Annotated in this window: 15 protein-coding genes and 4 pseudogenes; 12 read left to right on the top strand and 7 right to left on the bottom strand. The window is 56.3% G+C overall.

Translation table 11 applies throughout. The annotated features are described in order from the left end of the window. Nucleotides 1-238 precede the first annotated feature (238 nt). From PUT78_RS19585 to PUT78_RS19575, 3 genes are read right to left on the bottom strand one after another with little or no spacing between them, the layout of a single operon-like run. On the bottom strand, nt 239-1492 hold the full coding sequence (locus PUT78_RS19585; RefSeq protein ID WP_274353957.1) for a CaiB/BaiF CoA transferase family protein: 1254 nt from the start codon (nt 1490-1492) through the stop codon (nt 239-241). Beyond that, the gene (locus tag PUT78_RS19580) at nt 1489-1914 is read right to left on the bottom strand and encodes a PaaI family thioesterase (protein ID WP_274353956.1); all 426 of its coding nucleotides are present in this window, start codon (nt 1912-1914) and stop codon (nt 1489-1491) included. The genes PUT78_RS19585 and PUT78_RS19580 overlap by 4 nt, the downstream gene beginning before the upstream one ends. Nucleotides 1915-1920: 6 nt before the next feature. Then, a complete protein-coding gene (locus PUT78_RS19575; RefSeq protein WP_274353955.1) occupies nt 1921-2706 on the bottom strand; it encodes an IclR family transcriptional regulator in 786 nt (261 codons plus the stop codon). Nucleotides 2707-2853: 147 nt separating this feature from the next. Between PUT78_RS19575 and PUT78_RS19570 the strand changes: the two genes are divergently transcribed. The 6 genes from PUT78_RS19570 (at nt 2854) to PUT78_RS19545 (ending at nt 9667) form a co-directional block, all read left to right on the top strand. Next, nucleotides 2854-4413: an acetate--CoA ligase gene (locus tag PUT78_RS19570; RefSeq protein WP_274353954.1), complete on the top strand. Its 1560-nt coding sequence runs from the start codon at nt 2854-2856 to the stop codon at nt 4411-4413. Between the two features lie 39 nt (nt 4414-4452). Further along, entirely contained in the window at nt 4453-5592 is a 1140-nt protein-coding gene (locus PUT78_RS19565) for an FAS1-like dehydratase domain-containing protein (RefSeq protein ID WP_274353953.1), read from the top strand. A 23-nt stretch (nt 5593-5615) separates the two neighbouring features. Beyond that, nucleotides 5616-6095 (top strand): TRAP transporter small permease, encoded by a 480-nt coding sequence (locus PUT78_RS19560; protein WP_274353952.1) that lies wholly within the window; start codon nt 5616-5618, stop codon nt 6093-6095. Between the two features lie 34 nt (nt 6096-6129). Then, entirely contained in the window at nt 6130-7146 is a 1017-nt protein-coding gene (locus PUT78_RS19555) for a TRAP transporter substrate-binding protein (RefSeq protein WP_274353951.1), read from the top strand. A gap of 75 nt (nt 7147-7221) precedes the next feature. Beyond that, nucleotides 7222-8508, top strand: coding sequence for a TRAP transporter large permease (locus PUT78_RS19550; RefSeq protein WP_274353950.1), 1287 nt, complete (start codon nt 7222-7224; stop codon nt 8506-8508). A 130-nt stretch (nt 8509-8638) separates the two neighbouring features. Further along, nucleotides 8639-9667, top strand: a complete 1029-nt coding sequence (locus PUT78_RS19545) for an IS110 family RNA-guided transposase (RefSeq protein ID WP_274353949.1) — start codon at nt 8639-8641, stop codon at nt 9665-9667. 443 nt (nt 9668-10110) lie between these two features. Here PUT78_RS19545 and PUT78_RS19540 read toward each other — a convergent pair. After that, a pseudogene (locus PUT78_RS19540) lies at nt 10111-10700 on the bottom strand (IS701 family transposase); the annotation flags it as partial. Between the two features lie 89 nt (nt 10701-10789). Between PUT78_RS19540 and PUT78_RS19535 the strand changes: the two are divergent. From PUT78_RS19535 to PUT78_RS19525, 3 genes and pseudogenes are all read left to right on the top strand, one after another. Continuing rightward, a pseudogene (locus PUT78_RS19535) lies at nt 10790-11493 on the top strand (IS6 family transposase). Nucleotides 11494-11547: 54 nt separating this feature from the next. Then, nucleotides 11548-11685, top strand: a pseudogene (locus tag PUT78_RS19530) (DUF1203 domain-containing protein); the annotation flags it as partial. A 52-nt stretch (nt 11686-11737) separates the two neighbouring features. After that, entirely contained in the window at nt 11738-12745 is a 1008-nt protein-coding gene (locus tag PUT78_RS19525) for an LLM class flavin-dependent oxidoreductase (RefSeq protein ID WP_274353947.1), read from the top strand. A gap of 299 nt (nt 12746-13044) precedes the next feature. Here the strand turns inward: PUT78_RS19525 and PUT78_RS23880 are convergent, their stop codons facing one another. Next, complete coding sequence (locus PUT78_RS23880; RefSeq protein ID WP_420793530.1) at nt 13045-13185, bottom strand: winged helix-turn-helix transcriptional regulator; 141 nt, start codon at nt 13183-13185, stop codon at nt 13045-13047. Between the two features lie 167 nt (nt 13186-13352). Between PUT78_RS23880 and PUT78_RS19520 the strand changes: the two are divergent. Next, nucleotides 13353-13687 (top strand): annotated as a pseudogene (locus tag PUT78_RS19520) (transposase); the annotation flags it as partial. A gap of 164 nt (nt 13688-13851) precedes the next feature. Here the strand turns inward: PUT78_RS19520 and PUT78_RS19515 are convergent. Next, nucleotides 13852-14571, bottom strand: a complete 720-nt coding sequence (locus PUT78_RS19515; protein ID WP_274353946.1) for an SDR family NAD(P)-dependent oxidoreductase — start codon at nt 14569-14571, stop codon at nt 13852-13854. Nucleotides 14572-14636: 65 nt separating this feature from the next. On the opposite strand from PUT78_RS19515, the gene PUT78_RS19510 reads away from it, so the two are divergent. Then, nucleotides 14637-15266, top strand: coding sequence for a TetR/AcrR family transcriptional regulator (locus PUT78_RS19510; protein WP_274353945.1), 630 nt, complete (start codon nt 14637-14639; stop codon nt 15264-15266). A gap of 144 nt (nt 15267-15410) precedes the next feature. Here PUT78_RS19510 and PUT78_RS19505 read toward each other — a convergent pair whose 3' ends face one another. Continuing rightward, on the bottom strand, nt 15411-15845 hold the full coding sequence (locus PUT78_RS19505; RefSeq protein ID WP_274353944.1) for a MerR family transcriptional regulator: 435 nt from the start codon (nt 15843-15845) through the stop codon (nt 15411-15413). A gap of 81 nt (nt 15846-15926) precedes the next feature. Here PUT78_RS19505 and PUT78_RS19500 point away from each other — a divergent pair, with 81 nt between their 5' ends. Next, on the top strand, nt 15927-18182 hold the full coding sequence (locus PUT78_RS19500) for a heavy metal translocating P-type ATPase (protein WP_274353943.1): 2256 nt from the start codon (nt 15927-15929) through the stop codon (nt 18180-18182). The last annotated feature ends 377 nt before the right edge of the window (nt 18183-18559 follow it).

Here is an 18559-nt window from a genome sequence, read left to right as displayed (position 1 = left end):
TGACGTCGCACAAGAATATCCTTTGGGCCCTACGGGACGACGATGACGGCCACCAAATGTCCTTTTTGTTCTGTACACAAATCCTTCAACACTCAGGATCACGACCGGAGACGGTAGCTTCGGACATCAATGCTCTCTCCTTCTGTGATGGCTTCAACCAGCACATCTTTGGCACTTTGCGACGCCATCGAACGAGGCGTCCGTAGCCGGCGCTTTCTGTTTCATGCTTGCACAGAAGTCAGCCCCCCACCTCTGTGGACGGCTGGTCATAGTCACTTCTCTTGATTACCCCCTGGTCTAGAAGCGTTTCTATGTCGCTCATATCCATACCCAGCTTTGCCATCAGGACCTCAATCGTATTTTCCCCCAGCAAGCTGGGAGCTTTACTGCCATCGGGGCCTTTCCCATCGAATCGAATTGGCCCACGGACCATCTTGATTTGGCCAGCTATCGGGTGATCAACATTCTCGATTAACCCACGATTAAGGACATGCGCTTGCTCGAGCGCGTCACCTATAGACAGAATTGGGGCGTTGGGGACGTCGAACTTCGTCAAGCGCTCCAGCCAGTAGTCTGAGGAATCCTTGGTCATCCGCTCTTGAATAATTGCCTGCAATGCATCGCGGTTGGCCAAGCGTTGTTCATATACTGCAAAGCGAGGGTCTTCGATCAGCGCTTCTTGATCAAGACAGCGCGCAAAATTGTGCCAGAAACGATCTGTAAGGCAGGCGACAATGACATGCCCGTCTGAGGTGGGGAACGACCCGTATGGAACAATGCTTGGATGCTGGGAGCCGACGGGTTGCGGGCTTTCACCCGTGATGAAATAAATCTGTGACAGATAGCCTTGCATCGCAATCAAGCTGTCGAGCATGGCAACTTCAATATGTCGCCCGTTGCCAGTGAGGTTGCGCTCATGAAGTGCAGCTAGAATTCCAAACAGAGAAAAAATGCTTCCTGCCATATCGCCTAAAGGAATGCCCAGCTTGTTCGGCGCCTGACCCGGCTTGCAATTGACACTCATTACGCCCGAAAGCGCCTGTGCTACGATATCGAAAGCAGGTTTGTCACCATGGGGACTGTTGGTTCCGAATCCGGAAATCGAGCAATAGATTAACCGCCGGTTTTCTGCGCGCAATGTGTCGTACCCCAAGCCCAGCCGATCCATCACGCCAGGCCGAAAGTTCTCAAGGACAATGTCACTTTGGCGTGCAAGGCCCTTTGCGATTTTCACTCCTTCAGGCGATTTCAGGTTTAGCGCGATACTTTTTTTGCTACGGTTCAGCGCAATGTAATAATGGCTAAGCCCATTTTTGAATGGAGGGAAGCCACGTGTTTCGTCTCCTTTTTCGATAGGTTCAACCTTGATGACTTCTGCCCCGAGATCGGCAAGTATCATGCTTGCATATGGTCCTGACAAAATACGGGAAAAGTCCAGAACCTTGATTCCAGACAGCGGCCCGGAGCTTCGAGGGGTGATTGACTTGATCATTTCGACTCTACTGCTTTATAGGATATTTTCATAATCGCGGACGCACGGGCAATCGAGTTCAGTCCGCAATTGATTTCAGCTTCTACAAACATAAGAGTTCGTGTCATGTGGCGAATCGTGGCGCGGACCTCAAGGAAATCCCCGGATTTGGCCGAACCTAAGAACGTGGTGTCCATCTGAACAGTCACGATAGGCTGACGGTCGACTGCTTCCCATGCAACGATGGCAATTACCTGATCCAGTAGCGTTGTCATGACACCGCCATGCACCAAACCGATCTGATTTTGGTGTTTGTTGGTCGTCTGCAGCCCATATGTGTTCTTTTCTTCTGAGCGGGTTGACCGAAGTAATGGCCCCACCAACTCCATGAACCCAGCAATGTTGACAGATTTCCAACCCTTCAGTGCGGGTATGTGTGTCATTAAGTCTTAGCCTCCTGAATCTATTTGTAGATTTTGGATGTGATCACGAATTGACATTATGGCCATTGCCAACTTGGGGACTTGATTGTCCTTCAATCGCTCCGAAATGCCGATGGCAACGATGGAACGGACCATCTTTCCGTTGCTGCCTAATACCGGTACTGCAACGACAGTCACACCAGAGATGTAGGTGCCCTTGTCAATCGCATACCCACGTTTCTGAGCCTCATTGATCTCTTCGAGCCAAGTTTCAAAGTCAGGTGGATGGTCCCAGACAAGCTTACCAAACTCTGGTTTGAGAGTGCTTTTGTTAGCTACATTGTAGGCAGCGAACAGTCTCCCGGTGGCACTTATTAAAGACGGAAAGCGGCTGCCTAGGTCAACCTGAAGTCGGAACGGCATGGTGGATTGTGAAAGCGCGACAACAATCATCTGACCTGGTTCGGACAGTTGTGTTGCAATGCTGGTAACTCCGAATTTCTGTGACAACTCGGACAGCTTCGGCTGGACAAGCGTTGAAAAGGTATTCCGCTGAAGGGCTGATCGCGCGAGTGGCAAAATGCCGATTCCGATTGAGTAGCGCTTGGTCTCCGAATCAAAATCTACCAACCCTTCGTCTTGCAGAACACGAAGTATGTGAAGGCAGGTGCTGGGCACGAGACCCAGCTCCCGAGCAATTGGATTGACGCCGGCCGGTTCGGGCCGTCGGGCAAGAAACCTCAATATTGCAAGGGCTCGCGTGACTGCCGGGACCTGCCGCTTTGTCGTTTCAGTTGTCTGTTCGCTTGTCATTTTTACCCTCGATGCGCTTGGTTTCATTGTATATATACAACAAGATTAGCGTATTGACAATATTTGAAGCCAATCTCTACAGTTGTCAACAAGTTGGATGAACCGCCTGTATGTATCCGGATACGCGATTTTGAGAGGTAGCTAGGAATGACCCGCCTGACGGACTTCACGTCTTACGCTGATGCGCAGAAGCATTATTCGAAGGAGGGCCTGTGGGAATTGTTCGACGGCACACGAGAGCGTTTCAACATCGCGCATGAGTGCATTGACCGGCATGTCAGTGGCGACAATGTGGCCCTTCGAATTGCCCATGCAGATGGCGCCGACGAGATCATCACTTTTGAGGAAATTTCGCGCCGCTCAGCACAGATAGCGCATTTTCTGACTGCAAAAGGGATTTCCAAAGGCGACCGAGTCGCAGTCATGATCGAACCCTCATTGGCCTTTTACTGCTCTATCTTTGGCATCATCAAGGCTGGCGCAGTAGCTGTGCCAATGTTCTCTTTGTTCGGCCCTGATGGAATTCGGCTGCGCGTAGGAGATTGCAATCCCAAGATTTTCTTTACCAACGCGCTGAAAGCGCCCGAGGCTATTGAAGGCGGTGCAAAAAACGTCACTGTGATTGATCAAGATTTTCTGGTGGGGCTCGATGATTTGCCCGCAAGCTTTGAGTGGAGCACAACAGGTCAAGATCTGGCGGTTCTACAATATACTTCGGGCACGACGCGTGCGTTGCCTGCGGCCGTCCAGCACAACCACCAGTCCATCGTAACTTTGATGGTTGCTGCACTCTATGCAACAGGCATACGCCCAAGAGATCGCTTCTTTTGTCCCTCGTCACCTGCTTGGGGCCATGGGCTTTGGCATGGGACTTTGGCTCCGTTGTCCCTGGGGGTATCGACAGGTACCTTTAGCGGCAAATTTGATCCGGTTCGCCTGCTCAAGGCACTACAGGATTTCAAGATTACCAATCTAACTGCTGCAGCGACGCATTACCGGATGATGCGCAATTCTGGCGAAGCCACAAACCACACGTACTGTTTCGAAAAACTGTCTTTCACCGGGGAGCCAATCGACTCGGAAACAGCGCAATATGTCGAACGTACCTTCGGCACCAAAGTTTGCTCGATGTATGGCACCACTGAAATTGGGGTGATTATCGCCAATTACCCAGGCGCTGATGATTTGGAAGTGCGCGATGGCGCAATGGGCAAGGCAGTGCCGGGCGTAGAGGTCGAAGTGCAGCGTGCCGATGGCACAACTGCCGACCCGGGTGAGGCGGGCGAACTGATGGTAAAAAAACGTGGCAAGTGGTTCCCAACCAAAGATCTCGGGCGCGTCGATGAAGATGGCTATTTCTATCATGGCGGCCGTGCAGATGACGTCATCATATCAGCGGGGTGGACCATCGGTGCTATTGAAGTCGAGGACGCGATCCTGAGCCATCCTGCCGTTGCTGAGTGCGGTGTGATCGGCACCCCCGACCAGCTGCGCGGACTTGTGGTCAAGGCCTACATCATCCTTCGGGAAAAAGAGACGGCGGGCATAGTTAAAGAAATACAGGACCATGTACGCGCGCGCCTTGCCCGCCATGAATACCCCCGTCAGATCGAATTTGTCACCGAGCTCCCCAAAACCCCGGCAGGCAAAGTGAATCGTAGAATCCTGAGAGATCAGGAAGCGGCGAAAGCAAAGGTTGCGGAATGATCTGCGCAGACCTTTTTAGAAAACCCAGGAGAAGACGCAATGAATGAGATGACCCATCGGAAGTTTCCGAAAATTACCCAAGAAGGGCTGGATGATTTACGCCAGCGCATCAATGTAAAAATCGAAAAGACAGTTGAACCGTGGTGCTACGAAGCAACGCGCGACAACATCCGCCATTATGCTCACGGGATTGGCGATGATAATCCGCTATGGTGTGATCCGGAATACGCTAAAACCACGAAGTATGGCGATGTAATCGCGCTGCCCAGCTTTCTGTTTGCAACGAACAGGATCATTTCGGGATATGTGGGTGGTTTGCCGGGGGTGCATGCCATGTGGTCCGGTGCCAATTGGAACTGGCACAAAACGATCACCCGCAACATGGAGTTCAGAACCGAAGCCTATCTCAAGGATCTAATTGAACATGAGACCCGCTTTGCAGGACGAGCGGTTCAACAAATTTACCATGTTGACTTTTACGATACCAAAACCGGGGATCTTGTTGCTGACGCAGATAGCTGGTGTTTTCGCACCGATCGCGATCAAGCACGCGAGAACGGTACCAAATACACAGAGACGAAAGCGAAGGGTCGCCATGTTTGGACACAAGAGGAACTGGACGAATATTACAAATATTACCACAAGGAAGAAATTCGCGGTGCTGAAACCCGCTATTGGGACGATGTCGCCGAGGGCGAAATCCTGCCAACGATGGTAAAAGGGCCTATGACCGCGACCGGGTTCATCGCCTATGCGCAAGGTTGGGGCGGTCTGTATATTCGCGCGCACAAACTTGCTTGGGAACTTCAGCAAAAACATCCTAATGCGGGGCCCAAGAACCGTTACGGCATTCCCGATTGTCCCGAACGTGTTCATTGGGAGGAAGAGTTTGCCCTCGAGGTAGGTGCCCCTGGCGCATATGATTACGGCCCTGAACGAACATCATGGCTAACACAGCACGTCACGAACTGGATGGGTGATGAAGGCTTCCTGCGTCAAGCAAAGTGTCAGGTCCGCAGACATAACCCTGAAGGTGACTTCATTCTGATCAATGGCTCTGTGATCCGCAAATTTGAGGAGAACGGGCGTTATTTGCTGGAAATTCAGCAGCGTGCTGAACAGCAGGATGACGAGTTGTCAGCTATCGGATCGGTTGTTGTCGAACTGCCCAAGCGCTGAGCAACGTACAGGAAGGTAAGCTGATGGTCGGAAATGCACAAAACAAATTAGAGGATGTTTTGCATCTGATAGGTTGCCTCAGCCTAGTTGCTGTCGTGGTTCTAATCAATGCAGACATCCTGCTTAGGTTCTTTGCTAGCCGACCGGTTCAAATACAGTTTGAAATGACTCAGCTTTACCTAATGCCTGCGCTGGCGACTCTTTCGTTGGCGCGGGTATTTCGAGACGGAGGGCATCTGGCGCTCGATATCGTTCCAGAGCAGGTCATCCCCGAAATTGTGCGTCGATTGATCCTCGCACTCTCAGCCAGCTTTTTTATCGCGGTCACCTGGATGTCTTGGCGCTTTGCATACCGTGCCTTCCAGCGCGGGGCTGTCGAATACGGTGTAATGGATTGGCCTTTGGGCTGGGCTTACGTCGTCGTCCCAATCGGATGCGGAGCCCTTGCGCTGCGTTTGATCACCGAAACATTCAGAAGGAATGCGCAAAGCTCAGATACTTGACGATCACAACTTAGTTTCAAGGGAGGAGAACCAAATGAAACTGTTCACAACCACCAGAACACTTGCACTAATGACCGCCAGCGTGGCGGCGCTCGCGACCGTTCCAGCCGATGCACAGCAATTGCGCCTTGGTGATTTCCAGTCGACCACGCATATTGTCTCGAAAGAGGGAACTACGCGCTGGATTGCTGCGGTTGAAGAGGCCACAGAGGGGGCTGTCACGTTCCAACACTTCCCGTCTGAACAAGCAGCCCGGGCATCGGCCCTGATGGATGCAGTGGAGAACGGCATTCTTGACGTTGCACTGGTGGGCACAATTTACCACGGTGAAACATTGCCTATGAACTCCATCGTCGGGCTGCCAGGGTTTTATGGCAGCGCGGTCGAGGGGACAAAAGCAATCCAAGCGATGCTTGCAGAGGGTCCGTTGCGCGATGAGATCCTTGAAACCGGCGTTGTACCACTTTTTGGCTTCGTGCTTCCACCTTATCAGGTGCTGGCGCAGAAACGTCTTGGGATGCCCGATGACTGGAGAAATTTGAATATCCGCACCGCGGGTTCCACGCAGGCGATGACCGCAAGGAGCCTTGGCAGCGTGGGCGTCTCAATTCCTGGCCCGGAAGTTTATACAGCAGTAGAACGCGGTCGGCTTGATGGCATTCTTTTCCCTCTGGCCTCGGTTGCGGCATATAACTTGCAAGAAGTCGTAACACATATCTCACAAAACGGATCATTCGGCGGGTACAGCTTTGTAATGGTCGCCCGGAAAGAAATGTTCGAGAACCTGCCTGAAGATGTGCAGCTAGCGATGATCGAACAGGGTAATGAAGTCGCGCTACATGTCGCACGCGCGCAGGATGATTCCATTGCTGGCTTTCTTGCCGACTGGGCCGCGCAAGGGGTTGATATCTACAGCCTGAGCGACAACGAGCTTGAAGCCTTAAGCGATGCAATGACTGAAGTCGCGGAAGACTGGTTCAACCGCATCGGTCGTGGCAGCGATACCGCGCGCGAGGTGCTTGAGCGTTATCGCGACCTCACCGGCGGCTAAGTCTCGTTTCACTTTGTTCATCTAATGGGTGCAGCCACAGCCAAGGTTGCTCCCAAACCGTGAAGGTATGCCCCAATGGTTTTCTTCTTCCTGCTGATCACCCTCGCAATTCTTATGGTGCTGAGAATGCCGATCGCCTTCGCGATGGGGATCACGGGCTTCATCGGTTTGGCGATGCAAATCGGCCCGATGCCCGCCCTCTCGCTGCTGGAGCGTTCCTTCTTTGATAAGTCGTCCTCATTTATCCTTGTAGCCATACCACTTTTTATCTTGATGGCAGAGATTCTGACTTCAGGTGATGTAACGCGCCGCGCAATTATTGCCTGCCAGGCTTGGACTGGGCATGTTAAAGGCGGTTTGGCGATGGCCACTGTTGGAGCTTCGGTTTTGCTGGCGGCATTGGTCGGCAGCTCTACCGCATCGACCGCTGCAATGGCATCGTCTGCATTTCCAGAAATGCGCCGTCATGGCTATAACGACAGCCTGGCCGCAGCGGTTGTCAGCGTTGGCGGGACCTTGGCCGTTGTTGTACCACCGAGCATTGTTCTGGTCGTCTATGGGGTGTTGACTGAAACATCGATCGGGCAACTCTTCATTGCCGGCATCGTTCCGGGGTTACTTACTGCAGCCGGGATCCTCGTTATGATCAAGGTTATTGCAGCACGCACCGATTATGCCCCAAAAGGCGAGCCGTTCCAGTTTGGCCACGCTGTTCGTGTCAGCAGCAATGTTATTCCAATGTTGTTGCTGATTGTTGCCGTTATCGGCGCGATCTACGGTGGATTGACTTCGCCGACAGAGGCGGCGGGCTTGGGCGTCCTCGGCGCGTTCTTGATCGTGTTAAGTCAGCGCACGCTACGCCTCAAAGCGATCGGCAGTTCTCTAAGCCGGTCAATTCGTGCCACGGTCATGATCATCGCGATCATTGTTTGTTCGTCAATTTTTGCGAACTATCTGGCGTTCACAGGTGTGACGCAAGCTATTCTGGTAGCGCTCGCTGATACGGAACTTTCCCGGTACACGATTTTGGCGATCATGGTACTGATCCTGTTGGTCATGGGAATGTTTATGGATCAGCTGGCCATTCTGTCACTGGCAATGCCGTTGGCGTTTCCCGCTGCCATGACGCTCGATTTTCATCCTGTCTGGTTCGGCATCATTGTAACCAAGACGGTTGAGATTGGCTTGCTTACTCCCCCTTTGGGCTTGAATGCATACGTTACCGCCGCCCAAACAAAGGTTCCTTTGCGGAAAATCTTCCACGGGCTTTTGCCCTTCATTGCAATGGAGGTTGTTGTGCTGATACTGCTTCTTGTTTTTCCGCGGATCACCCTTTTCCTGCCGGAAATGATGTCTCGCTAGCCTGTCTGGCTGCATTTAACCCCATAAGTAAGCTAGTACTACAGATGGAGTGGTTGCCGCCCTCCCCAGACGGCATCGCAATGTGCCAAGGTCGTGGTGTTGAACGCCACGCGAAGAGGATGACGGCGAGATGGAGGATATGATGATTGGGGTCGACCTGGCAAAGAATGTTTTCCAGGTTCATGGTGCCCTACGCACGGGGGAAGTTCAGTTCCGCAAAAAGCTGACGCGAACGCAGTTTCCCGTGTTCATGGCTAAGCAGGAGCCCAGCTTGGTTATCTTCGAGGCATGCGGCAGCGCACATTATTGGGCGCGTGAGATGGAAGCGCTTGGACACGAGGTAAAACTGATCGCGCCCCAATACGCTCGTCCGTTCGTCAAGCGCCAGAAAAATGATGCTGCCGATGCCGAGGCGATCGTCATCGCGGCTCGTCAACCCGAGATGCGTTTTGTTGAGGCCAAAACAGTCGAACAACAATCGCGCGCGGCAGTTTTTCGTGGGCGGGAACGCCTAGTGCATCAGCGGACGGCGGATGTGAACGCCTTGCGGGCGCTGTTGTATGAGCATGGGCATGTGTTTCCGCAAGGGATACGCAGCCTTAATCGCATCACAGCGCTTGTAGAGGATAAGACTGCCAACTTGCTGCCATTGATCCGCGAGGAATGCTTGGACCTGCTGGCGCAGATTGCAGAGAAAACGGCGCGCATCATTGAGCGAACCGCAAAACTTAAGGCACTTGCAGCCGAGTCAGACAGGGCGCGCAGGCTTCAGACTATGCCTGGTATCGGACCACTGACGGCCATCGCTGTAGAGGCGTTTGGACCTGATATGGCGCAGTTCAAAACGGGACGTGACTTTGCAGCTTGGTTGGGTCTTGTTCCCAAGCAACATTCATCTGGAGGCAAAGAACGTTTGGGGCGGATGACCAAGGCTGGCCAAGCTGATATCCGACGCCTTCTGATCATTGGCGCAATGTCGCGGCTGGGTTGGCTTGGACAGCGCACAATTACGGAGGGCAGCTGGCGGTCACGAATGTTGGCGCACAAGCCCAAGATGCTGGTCGCGATCGCGCTGGCGAACAAGATGGCCCGCCAGATTTGGGCGATGCTGACGAAGAACGAAGATTATAGGGATCCGGCGCTGGCAGTCGCGGCATGAAGTCTATGTCGAACTGAAAGCGACGGTGGCAAGGGGAGTGTAAGAAGACGACGACCTGAATGGGCAAAACGATCGAATAGATTTGGATTGGGAAAACCAGTTAGCAACTGCGAGCGCTCAGCTCGTACTACAGATTTGGACTTGATCCGCTGATCACCATCCCGGCCCGCGGCTTTTGGAAGTGCCGCATCTTGAGGCCTGACAAAAGTTCGCACTCGATCACATGCCAATAAGGCCAAAAACTTCTTGCATTACGGGCGGCAACCACAAAAGTTGCATATGGGATCGTCTTTTCCGATGCGCATTGGCGGCACAGGCTTGGTGGTGTCGCCGCCAAAGCGACCAGGCCCAGATGAAGGCGACGGTCAGCGCGGGGCGCGGCCACAGGCGGGTCAGGAGATATCGGATTTCTGACGTTGTGAGGGGCATTGTTTGTTCCTTGCTCAGGGCGCCGCCAGCATGTTCGGACTCGTTTTGTTCAGCGCGGTGAAACCTGAACGGCGCTGATCGGCACCAAGGCTGGTGAGGAAGGCTGCTGCGGTCATGACAAGACTGATGTGGCGATGCCAGCCATGCCATGAGCGGGCTTCAAATGATCGAGGCCGAGATCGTCCTTGGCGCGCAGGAAGCACTCCTCGATTGTCCAGCACAAACCGGCGGCAGCCGCGAGTTCTGCCAGCGATGCGTCGGAGCGTGCATGGGCAAAATAATAGGCGATTGCTTCCGGGTCTCGCAGGCTACGCCTTGCCAAAAGCCAGCGGGAGAAGCCCTCCGGAGCCTGATATTTGAGCTGGATACGCGCCCAGTCATACAATCTGGGGCCCTTTGCGCCTTCCCCGGCGCTCAGAGGCGTCCAGGCGTCATCAGGCAATTCGGCGATCATTGTGATCGGGTCCGTCTGGATCAGCGTCCAGTTCTCCATGAAGCGTAATGTCTGATTGCTGCGCACGGCCAGCACATAAGGCTGCTGGCGCGCTTCCAGCATGCGTCGGAACAGCGTGTCCGCACCATAGACAGCATCGGCGAGCACAAAGGTTCTGTCGCAAAGATTCTGGGGGCGCTGTTGGTGCCCCGGTCGCATTGCGTTAGGAGATCAGCTCGCAGCAATGGTTGGATAGTAAAATGGTTGATTTCAATGGCACGCACTATCCGAAATCCGTGATCGTGTTCGCGGTGTTTTTCTATCTGCGCTACCCGGTTTCTTATCGTGATCTCGAAGAGATTATGCAGGAGCGTGGGATCGATGTTGACCATGCCACCTTGAACCGTTGGGTGATCAAATACTCACCTCTGATCGCCGCTCAAGCGCGGACGAAAAAGCGGCTGACAGCTTTGTCATGGCGCATGGACGAGACCTACATCAAGGTTAAGGGCAAGTGGATGTCTCACTACCGCGCGGTGGACCGGAACGGCCAAACCCTTGATTTCGCTTCGCGGACCTTCGGTTCATGCTGTCTGAGCGTCGTGACAAACCTGCAGCACGGCGCTTCTTCCGGCGCGCAATCGGCAACAACGGTGACCCCGATCGCATCGTTATCGACAAAAGCGGGGCCAATCTGGCGGGGCTGGAGGCTGTGAATGTGATCCTCAAATTCACCGGTTTGGGAGAGTTCATAAAGATTCTGCAAATCAAGTATCTGAACAATATCCTTGAGCAAGATCACCGATTTATCAAACGCATCACAGGGCGAATGCTTGGCTTCAAGGCGTTCCATTCCGCTTCAGCAACGCTCGAGGGTATCGAGACCGCGCACATGATCCGCAAGGGACAATTTGGCACCAACGGCTTGAATGCATTTCAGCAGTTCGCCCAGATCGCAGCATAATTATGTCCAGCGAAAGCCTCCTCTCAACCAATCTGAAAATTTGCGACAGAACCCTCTGACGGCAGTGGAAATCCCTGTCGGCATTGTCTGGGTTTTATCCCCGAAGGGGACGGAATGTTGATTCTGGCATACCGGCCATTTGAGACCCTTCAGCCCTATGCCGAATCCGGCCCGATTTTCTTGTGCGCGGATGCCCTTGGCGTTGTCCTGCGGGATGCTTAGCTGTCCGCTAACGGAGGCTGCCATGCAAAATTTCTCACTTCTTGATCTGTCACCCATCCCCGAAGGAAAGACCGCGGCCGATGCGTTGGCCGGGACCGTTGATATGGCGCGCGCAGCCGAAGCGTTCGGGTATCACCGTTTCTGGCTGGCCGAGCATCACAACATGCCCGGCATTGCAAGCGCTGCGACCGCGGTGGTGATTGGCCATGTGGCCGCCGCGACAAAAACCATGCGCGTTGGTGCTGGGGGCATCATGCTGCCCAACCACGCGCCGCTTGTCATTGCCGAACAGTTCGGCACGCTGGCCACGCTCTATCCGGGGCGGATTGATCTGGGGCTTGGCCGCGCTCCGGGCACTGACATGGCCACCGCACGGGCCTTGCGCCGTCACATGGCGCCCGAAGACAGCTTTCCGCAGGATGTGCAGGAACTGATCAGCTATTTCGGCGAAAGCACGGATGCGACGCCGGTCCGCGCGATACCGGGGACGGGGACGCATGTTCCAGTCTGGATTCTGGGATCCAGCCTGTATGGCGCGCAACTGGCCGCCTATCTGGGGCGGCCCTTTGCTTTCGCATCACATTTCGCGCCTGCAATGCTGGAACAGGCGCTGGCGGTCTATCGCAGCACATTCCAGCCATCAGACCATCTGGAACGCCCCTATGTGATGATGGCAGCGGGTGTTTGCGCGGCCAATACAGATGCAGAGGCGGCGTTTCTACGCTCGTCCCAGCTACTTGCATTCGCGCGTTTGCGGACGGGGCGCCCCGGAAAATTGCCCCATCCAACCCATGATGTGGATCACGAAATTCCCGCACCCGTCATGGCGCAGGTGCAGCAGGCCCTGTCATGCTCTGCCACAGGCGCGGCCAAAACGGTGAAAGATCGACTGAGCACGCTTGTCAGTACGTTCCAGCCGGATGAATTGATGGTGACCGGAATGATCCATGACCAGACAGCGCGGGTCCGTTCGTTCGAGATTGTAGCCAATGTCCTGACCGACATGCGCAAAAATTCGATCGTTGTATAAGGCATTGCCAAGTTGTTGATGGCTGGTTTGTGTAGATGCGGACTTTCGCTGCAGCTGCAGCATAGGTTGACACAAGCGGCGGCTGTCGACAGGAAGCGGTGTTTGCAAAGTCGCGGGTCATGGTCGCGGTTCTCGACGTGCCCGGCCCAAAGCGACCCTTCAAACCTCATGGTATTGCCGCGATGCGGCCTCTTGATAGCGGTCATTGCCAACGCTTTGCAGAAACCTAATGAATGTTAGCGTCTCGGCTCATCCTCGATTCGGAAAGTGGCTGCGTCCTCTTGAGCGACAACGGTGGCCTAGTCGTAGAGGTCAGAAATAATGTAGCGCAAGGCTTCACTCCGGGCGGTGAGGATGTAGGTGACTTCGCGAGGGTAGGTTTTCGTCTCATCCCGCCGCACCAATTCGCGCGCTGTCATGCCCGCCAGCCGTTCGGTCAGAACCTAGGGCGAGATGCGTGGCAAGAGCGCCAGCAGTTCCGAGTATCGTTACGGCCCGCCCGACAGATGCCACAGCGCCAGGTCGTTCCAGCGGTGACCGAGGAATCCCAGCCAGTCTTTGGCAGGGCTGTCGTTGGGGCGGCGGGCGATGGTTGGATCGGGCATCGAGCTACCGCTACACGCGCGAGGAAGACGGGCTTCAGGTAGCGCGCTACTGGATCAAAGAATGTCAGCACTGTCCCGTTAAATCACGCTGCACTACGGGCGCGGAGCGCCGGGTCACCCGATGGGACTATGAGCATCTGGTGGACGAGATGCGCGACCGTCTGCGCAGCGCCGATGATCCGATGACCCTGCGCCGCGGCACGGTCGAGCATCCTTCGGGACGATCAAAGCCTGGATGGGGACCACCCATTTCCTGATGCGCCGCCTAAAAAACGTGCGCACCGAGATGGCGCTGGACGTGCTCGCCTACAACATCAAGCCCGAACCCCCACCGTGAACCCTCTAGAGCGCAGGCTCCCCGTGGAGCAAGAGTTTGCACACAGCCTACGCCCTTTGCTGCCACCCACGCGCTGGCGCAATGCTGCAGTGCAGACCGTCAGAGCGGCCATTCGCGGATCTTGCAGCGGCACGCGGTCGCGGCCATCACCCGAACTAAGGGCCTCACCAGGGTGTCATGCCGTCGGGTTCCACGAAGCGACCGCTGTCATCACCGCGAAGTGCGTATCTCACCGGCAGTCGTGCCCCCTCGGCGGGCGTCATGGTGCCGTAGCCCGTCAGGTCCGTCTTCACGAAACCGGGGCTGACGGAATTCACCTTGATCGCGGTGCCCTTCAACTCCTCATGCAGCTGCACCGTCAGCATGTTTGTCGCAGCCTTGGACGCGTTGTAGCCGATGAACTGGTTGGCATAATAGGGCGAGGTCGGGTCGCCGTTCAGGGTCAGGGAGCCCAGCGAACTCGAAAGGTTGATGATCCGACCCTCAGATGCCTTGCGCAGCAGCGGCAGCATGGCTTGCGTGACGGCCAGTGTGCCGATGAAATTAACCTCCATCACCTGCCGGACAGCCTCAATCGAGGCCTTGCCGGGGGTGGCATCGGCAAAATCAAAAATGCCAGCGTTGTTGACAAGGACGTCGAGCCGACCGTGCCGTGCCTCGATCTGGGATGCCGCATCGGTAATCGTGGTGTGGTCCAGAAGATCAAGCGCAATGCTCTCAACCGTAAGGCCGTCGCTTGCCAGATCCGCCAGTGCACCGCTGGCCCGGGCAGCGTCGCGCGCCCCGATGATGACGTGAAGACCTTCCTGCGCAAGCTGTCGCGCGATCTCCAGGCCGATCCCCTTGTTGCCACCAGTGACGAGGGCGATGCGTGGTTGTGTCATGGGTCTTTCCTTTTCCAGAGACATCGTCAGAATATGAGGAAGGCTTCAGGTTTTGGAATTCGCATATGCCCGGCCCGCCCCCGACGGCCCTACAGCCCAGAAAAACACCGCGCCAAAGCCGCTCGCGCGTGACCGTGGAGGCGATTTTTGAGGCCACCATTCAGGTTTTGCTGCGGGGTGGCATGAACGAACTGACAACAACGCGCGTGGCAGAGCGCGCCGGTGTGTCGGTCGGCACCATGTATCAGTATTTCCCCAACAAGCAGGCGTTGGTCTACGCGTTGAACGCGCGGTATCTGGATGCGCTGGCAGCAAGGATCGAGGCTACATGCCGGGAACACGCGGGCGCCCCACTCGGGCAGATGGTGGAGGCGCTGATCAACACCTACTGGACGGCCAAGACCGAGCGCGCGGATGTCACGCGTGCGCTCTATCGCTCAGTCGCGGAGCTGAACAACGATGTCCTGATCCACGCCTTCGCCGAACGGGTAGACCGCGCCACGACGGAGATGTTGGCAAGCGCCTGCGATGCCGTGTTCCCTGACGTGCCACGCGCAAACCTCGCGCTGGTCACGGTGATTTATGGCACCGTGCGCAATGCATTTGAGCGTGGGGTGTCTGATCAGGAGGCAGCCGCCCTGCGACAGGATCTGACAACCATGTGCCGCGCTTATCTGGCGAACTTCAGGGCCTGAGGGGGGCAACCCTTTGGCTACGCGCGCGCAGCATCGCCAGTGGTGGGCATAACGCGGGCGTTTCTGCCTGCGGCCAGAAGCCACCATATCTAGCCCTCTCGCGTTCCAGTAAGGGAGAAGTTCGTTCGGGGCGCAGGCTTATGGTCAAAACCTCTGAAGGCCGCAATGATGCGAATGCAGGCAATGCTCATGATTACCCAACACTTCGATAACCTTGCAATCCGAGATCGTGCCATGCGCACATTGTGCCAGCATGCGCTCAAGCTCTTGCTGCAGTGCCTCAAGTTGCGTGATGCGTTTCCTGACTGAAACCAACTGGTGTCTCGCAATAATGTCGGCCGCGCTACAGGGCATGTCCGGCTGGTCGGACAGGCTGAGAAGTTCGCGAATGTCGTTGAGCGAAAAGCCCAGATCACGCGCGTGGCGGATAAATGTCAGCCTGTCGCGGGCCTTCATATCGTATAGTCGTTGGTTACCTGCACTGCGACCGGCTTCCGGCAGAAGGCCGATTTGCTCATAGTAGCGGATGGTCGGCACCTTGACGCCAGTCGCCTTGCTTAATTTTCCGATGCTCTGCATAAGAAACCTCTTGAAGCTCTAGTTGCTAGAGATCTTATCTTCCCGACTCGAAGAATGAAAGACACCGGTCGGAGAGCGGGAATGACGGATCAATTGACAGAGCGGCGTGAATGGACAGTGACGGGCATGGATTGCGCGGCCTGCACAACAAAGGTGGTGCGGGCGGTGGAACGCCTGCCGGGGGTGAGCGAGGTGAAGGTTGCGTTGATGGCGCAGCGTCTTTCACTGAATCTGACGGCAGACATGACCGCGCCAGAGGTTATCGAAGGTATCGTTCGCAAGCTGGGCTTCGGCATCGTTGCGAAAGGGGCGTCTGCACCGCGCAAGCAGGCTTTCGTTCTGCCGGATGCGAATTCTGCTGCTGTCGCCGAACCCGTGAACGACAGTTCGCAAAGCAAGAGCGACGGCGTTCTGAACGACCGGCCTCACGCGCACGTTTACAATGATCCGGCCGGACATGACGGGGCGTGGTATCACACCGCAAAGGGACGGCTGGTTATCCTGACGGGGACCTTGTTGGCCATCGCGTGGCTGATCGAACTGCTGACCTCAGCAGAAGCCGGATATTGGGCTTTCGTCGCCGCCTGTCTGATTGGCGTGGCGCCTGTTGCAAAACGCGCCTTTGAAGCCCTGCGCATCGGCCAGCCCTTCACCATAGAGGGGCTCATGACGATTGCAGCAGGGGGCGCGTTGGTCATCGGTGCGGCGGAAGAGGCGGCGCTGGTCGTCTTTCTGTTCGCCGTGGGAGAGGTTCTTGAAGGTGTCGCCGCCGGAAAAGCCCGGCAAGGCATTCAGGCTCTGGCAGATCTGGTGCCGAAGACGGCGTTGCTGGAGGTTGACGGAACCACGCGAATCGTGCCCGCAGAGAACCTGCAGATCGGGCAGATTGTTCTCGTCCGCCCCGGTGATCGCATCCCGGCGGATGGTGATATCATCGATGGAACCAGCGGCGTTGACGAAAGCCCTGTAACCGGCGAGAGCATGCCCCGGAGCCGAAGCCCCGGAGACGCGGTCTTTGCAGGCGCGATCAATACCGAAGCTGTGCTGCATATCCGCGTCACAAAGGAACCGAGCGACAACACCATCGCCCGCATTATTCGTCTGGTGGAAGAGGCCGAGGAGGCTCGCGCCCCGACTGAGCGCTTCATCGACCGCTTCTCGCGGGTCTACATGCCAGCCATTGTTGCTCTGGCGGTACTGGTGGCCGTGATTCCGCCACTTGCCTTCGATCAGGACTGGAATACCTGGATCTATCGCGCACTGGCGCTTTTGTTGATCGGGTGCCCCTGCGCGCTGGTGATCTCTGTGCCGGCCGCAATCGCTTCGGCTCTCTCCGCCGGGGCAAGACGCGGGCTCTTGATGAAGGGTGGCGCCGTGATCGAGGCTGCGGCGAAGACCACGCATGTGGCCTTTGACAAGACCGGTACGCTGACGCGCGGAAACCCGACGGTCACGGATATCACCCCGGCTGATGGCGTGAGCGAGGGCGATCTTCTGGCGGTCGCCGCTGGCGTCGAGTCCGGATCGAGCCATCCGCTCGCGCGGGCCATCCTGCGCAAAGCCAAGGAGAATAGCACGGTGGCTGCCCCTTCGCGCGACGCGCGCGTGCTGCCCGGGAAGGGTGCCGAGGCCATCGTCGGAGAGGAGAGGGCCTGGGTGTGCTCACCGACCTACGCCGCCGAAATTGGCGGGATCGATGCTGCGGCCACCAGCAGGGCAATCGCGCTTGAAGAGGAAGGCGCGACTGTTGTCGCGGTATTCCGCGCCGGGCAGCCACTTGGGCTGATCGCGATGCGGGACGAGCCCCGCGCCGATGCGGCGGAGGCGGTTCGACAGCTGAAGGCTCTGGGAATCGCCTCCACCATGTTGACCGGTGACAACATTCGCACCGCGAAAGCAATCGCCGGACGTCTGGACCTCGGGTTTCAGGCGGGGATGATGCCCGAGGACAAGCTGGCCGCGATCCGCAAACTGGGCGCGACCGCCAAGGTGATGATGATTGGCGACGGCATCAATGATGCTCCGGCGTTGAAAGAGGCATCGACAGGCGTGGCAATGGGGTCAGGAACCGATGTGGCGCTGGAAACAGCCGACGCCGCCATTCTGCGCGACCGTGTGACCGATGCTCCGGCCATGATCCGGCTCGCGCGGGCGACGATTGGCAACATCAGGCAAAACCTGACGCTGGCGCTCGGGTTGAAGGCTGTATTCCTGGTGACAACGGTGCTGGGCATCACCGGCCTCTGGATCGCCATATTGGCTGATACCGGCGCCACGGTTCTGGTCACTCTGAACGCCCTGCGCCTGCTCGCGTTCAACCCCACGAAGGAAGCCTAAGATGCTGGGGCCGTCAAGATGGATCACCCTCCGAACAGATGCGCGGTCAGCTGGGTCAGCGCGCCGTGGCGTTGTTTCACCGAACCGGCCCTTCGTGCCGACCGCGGCATTCTCAGTCCAGCGAAGCCACCGATCCGGGACAATACTGGCAAGTCGCTTTCAAGCGCGATCCTTATGAAGAAGATACCGGCGCGCGAAAAGTCACGCGATACCCATGGCCCGCAACGCGACCCCGGCGACGGCGCATCCGGGGCGTTGTTGCAAAAGTCTGACGACGGAGGATTCACTTCGCGAATCCATGCTGTTAGACGCGCTGCATGAGCAAGCCATTTCCCGCCCGCTACCGCACGACGAACTGGTCCAGCTACAACGCGTCG

Source organism: Roseinatronobacter alkalisoli (genome assembly GCF_028745735.1).
GTDB lineage: Bacteria > Pseudomonadota > Alphaproteobacteria > Rhodobacterales > Rhodobacteraceae > Roseinatronobacter > Roseinatronobacter alkalisoli.
Note: the sequence above shows the minus strand (reverse complement) of the source record. Positions and strands in the feature narration are given on the sequence as shown.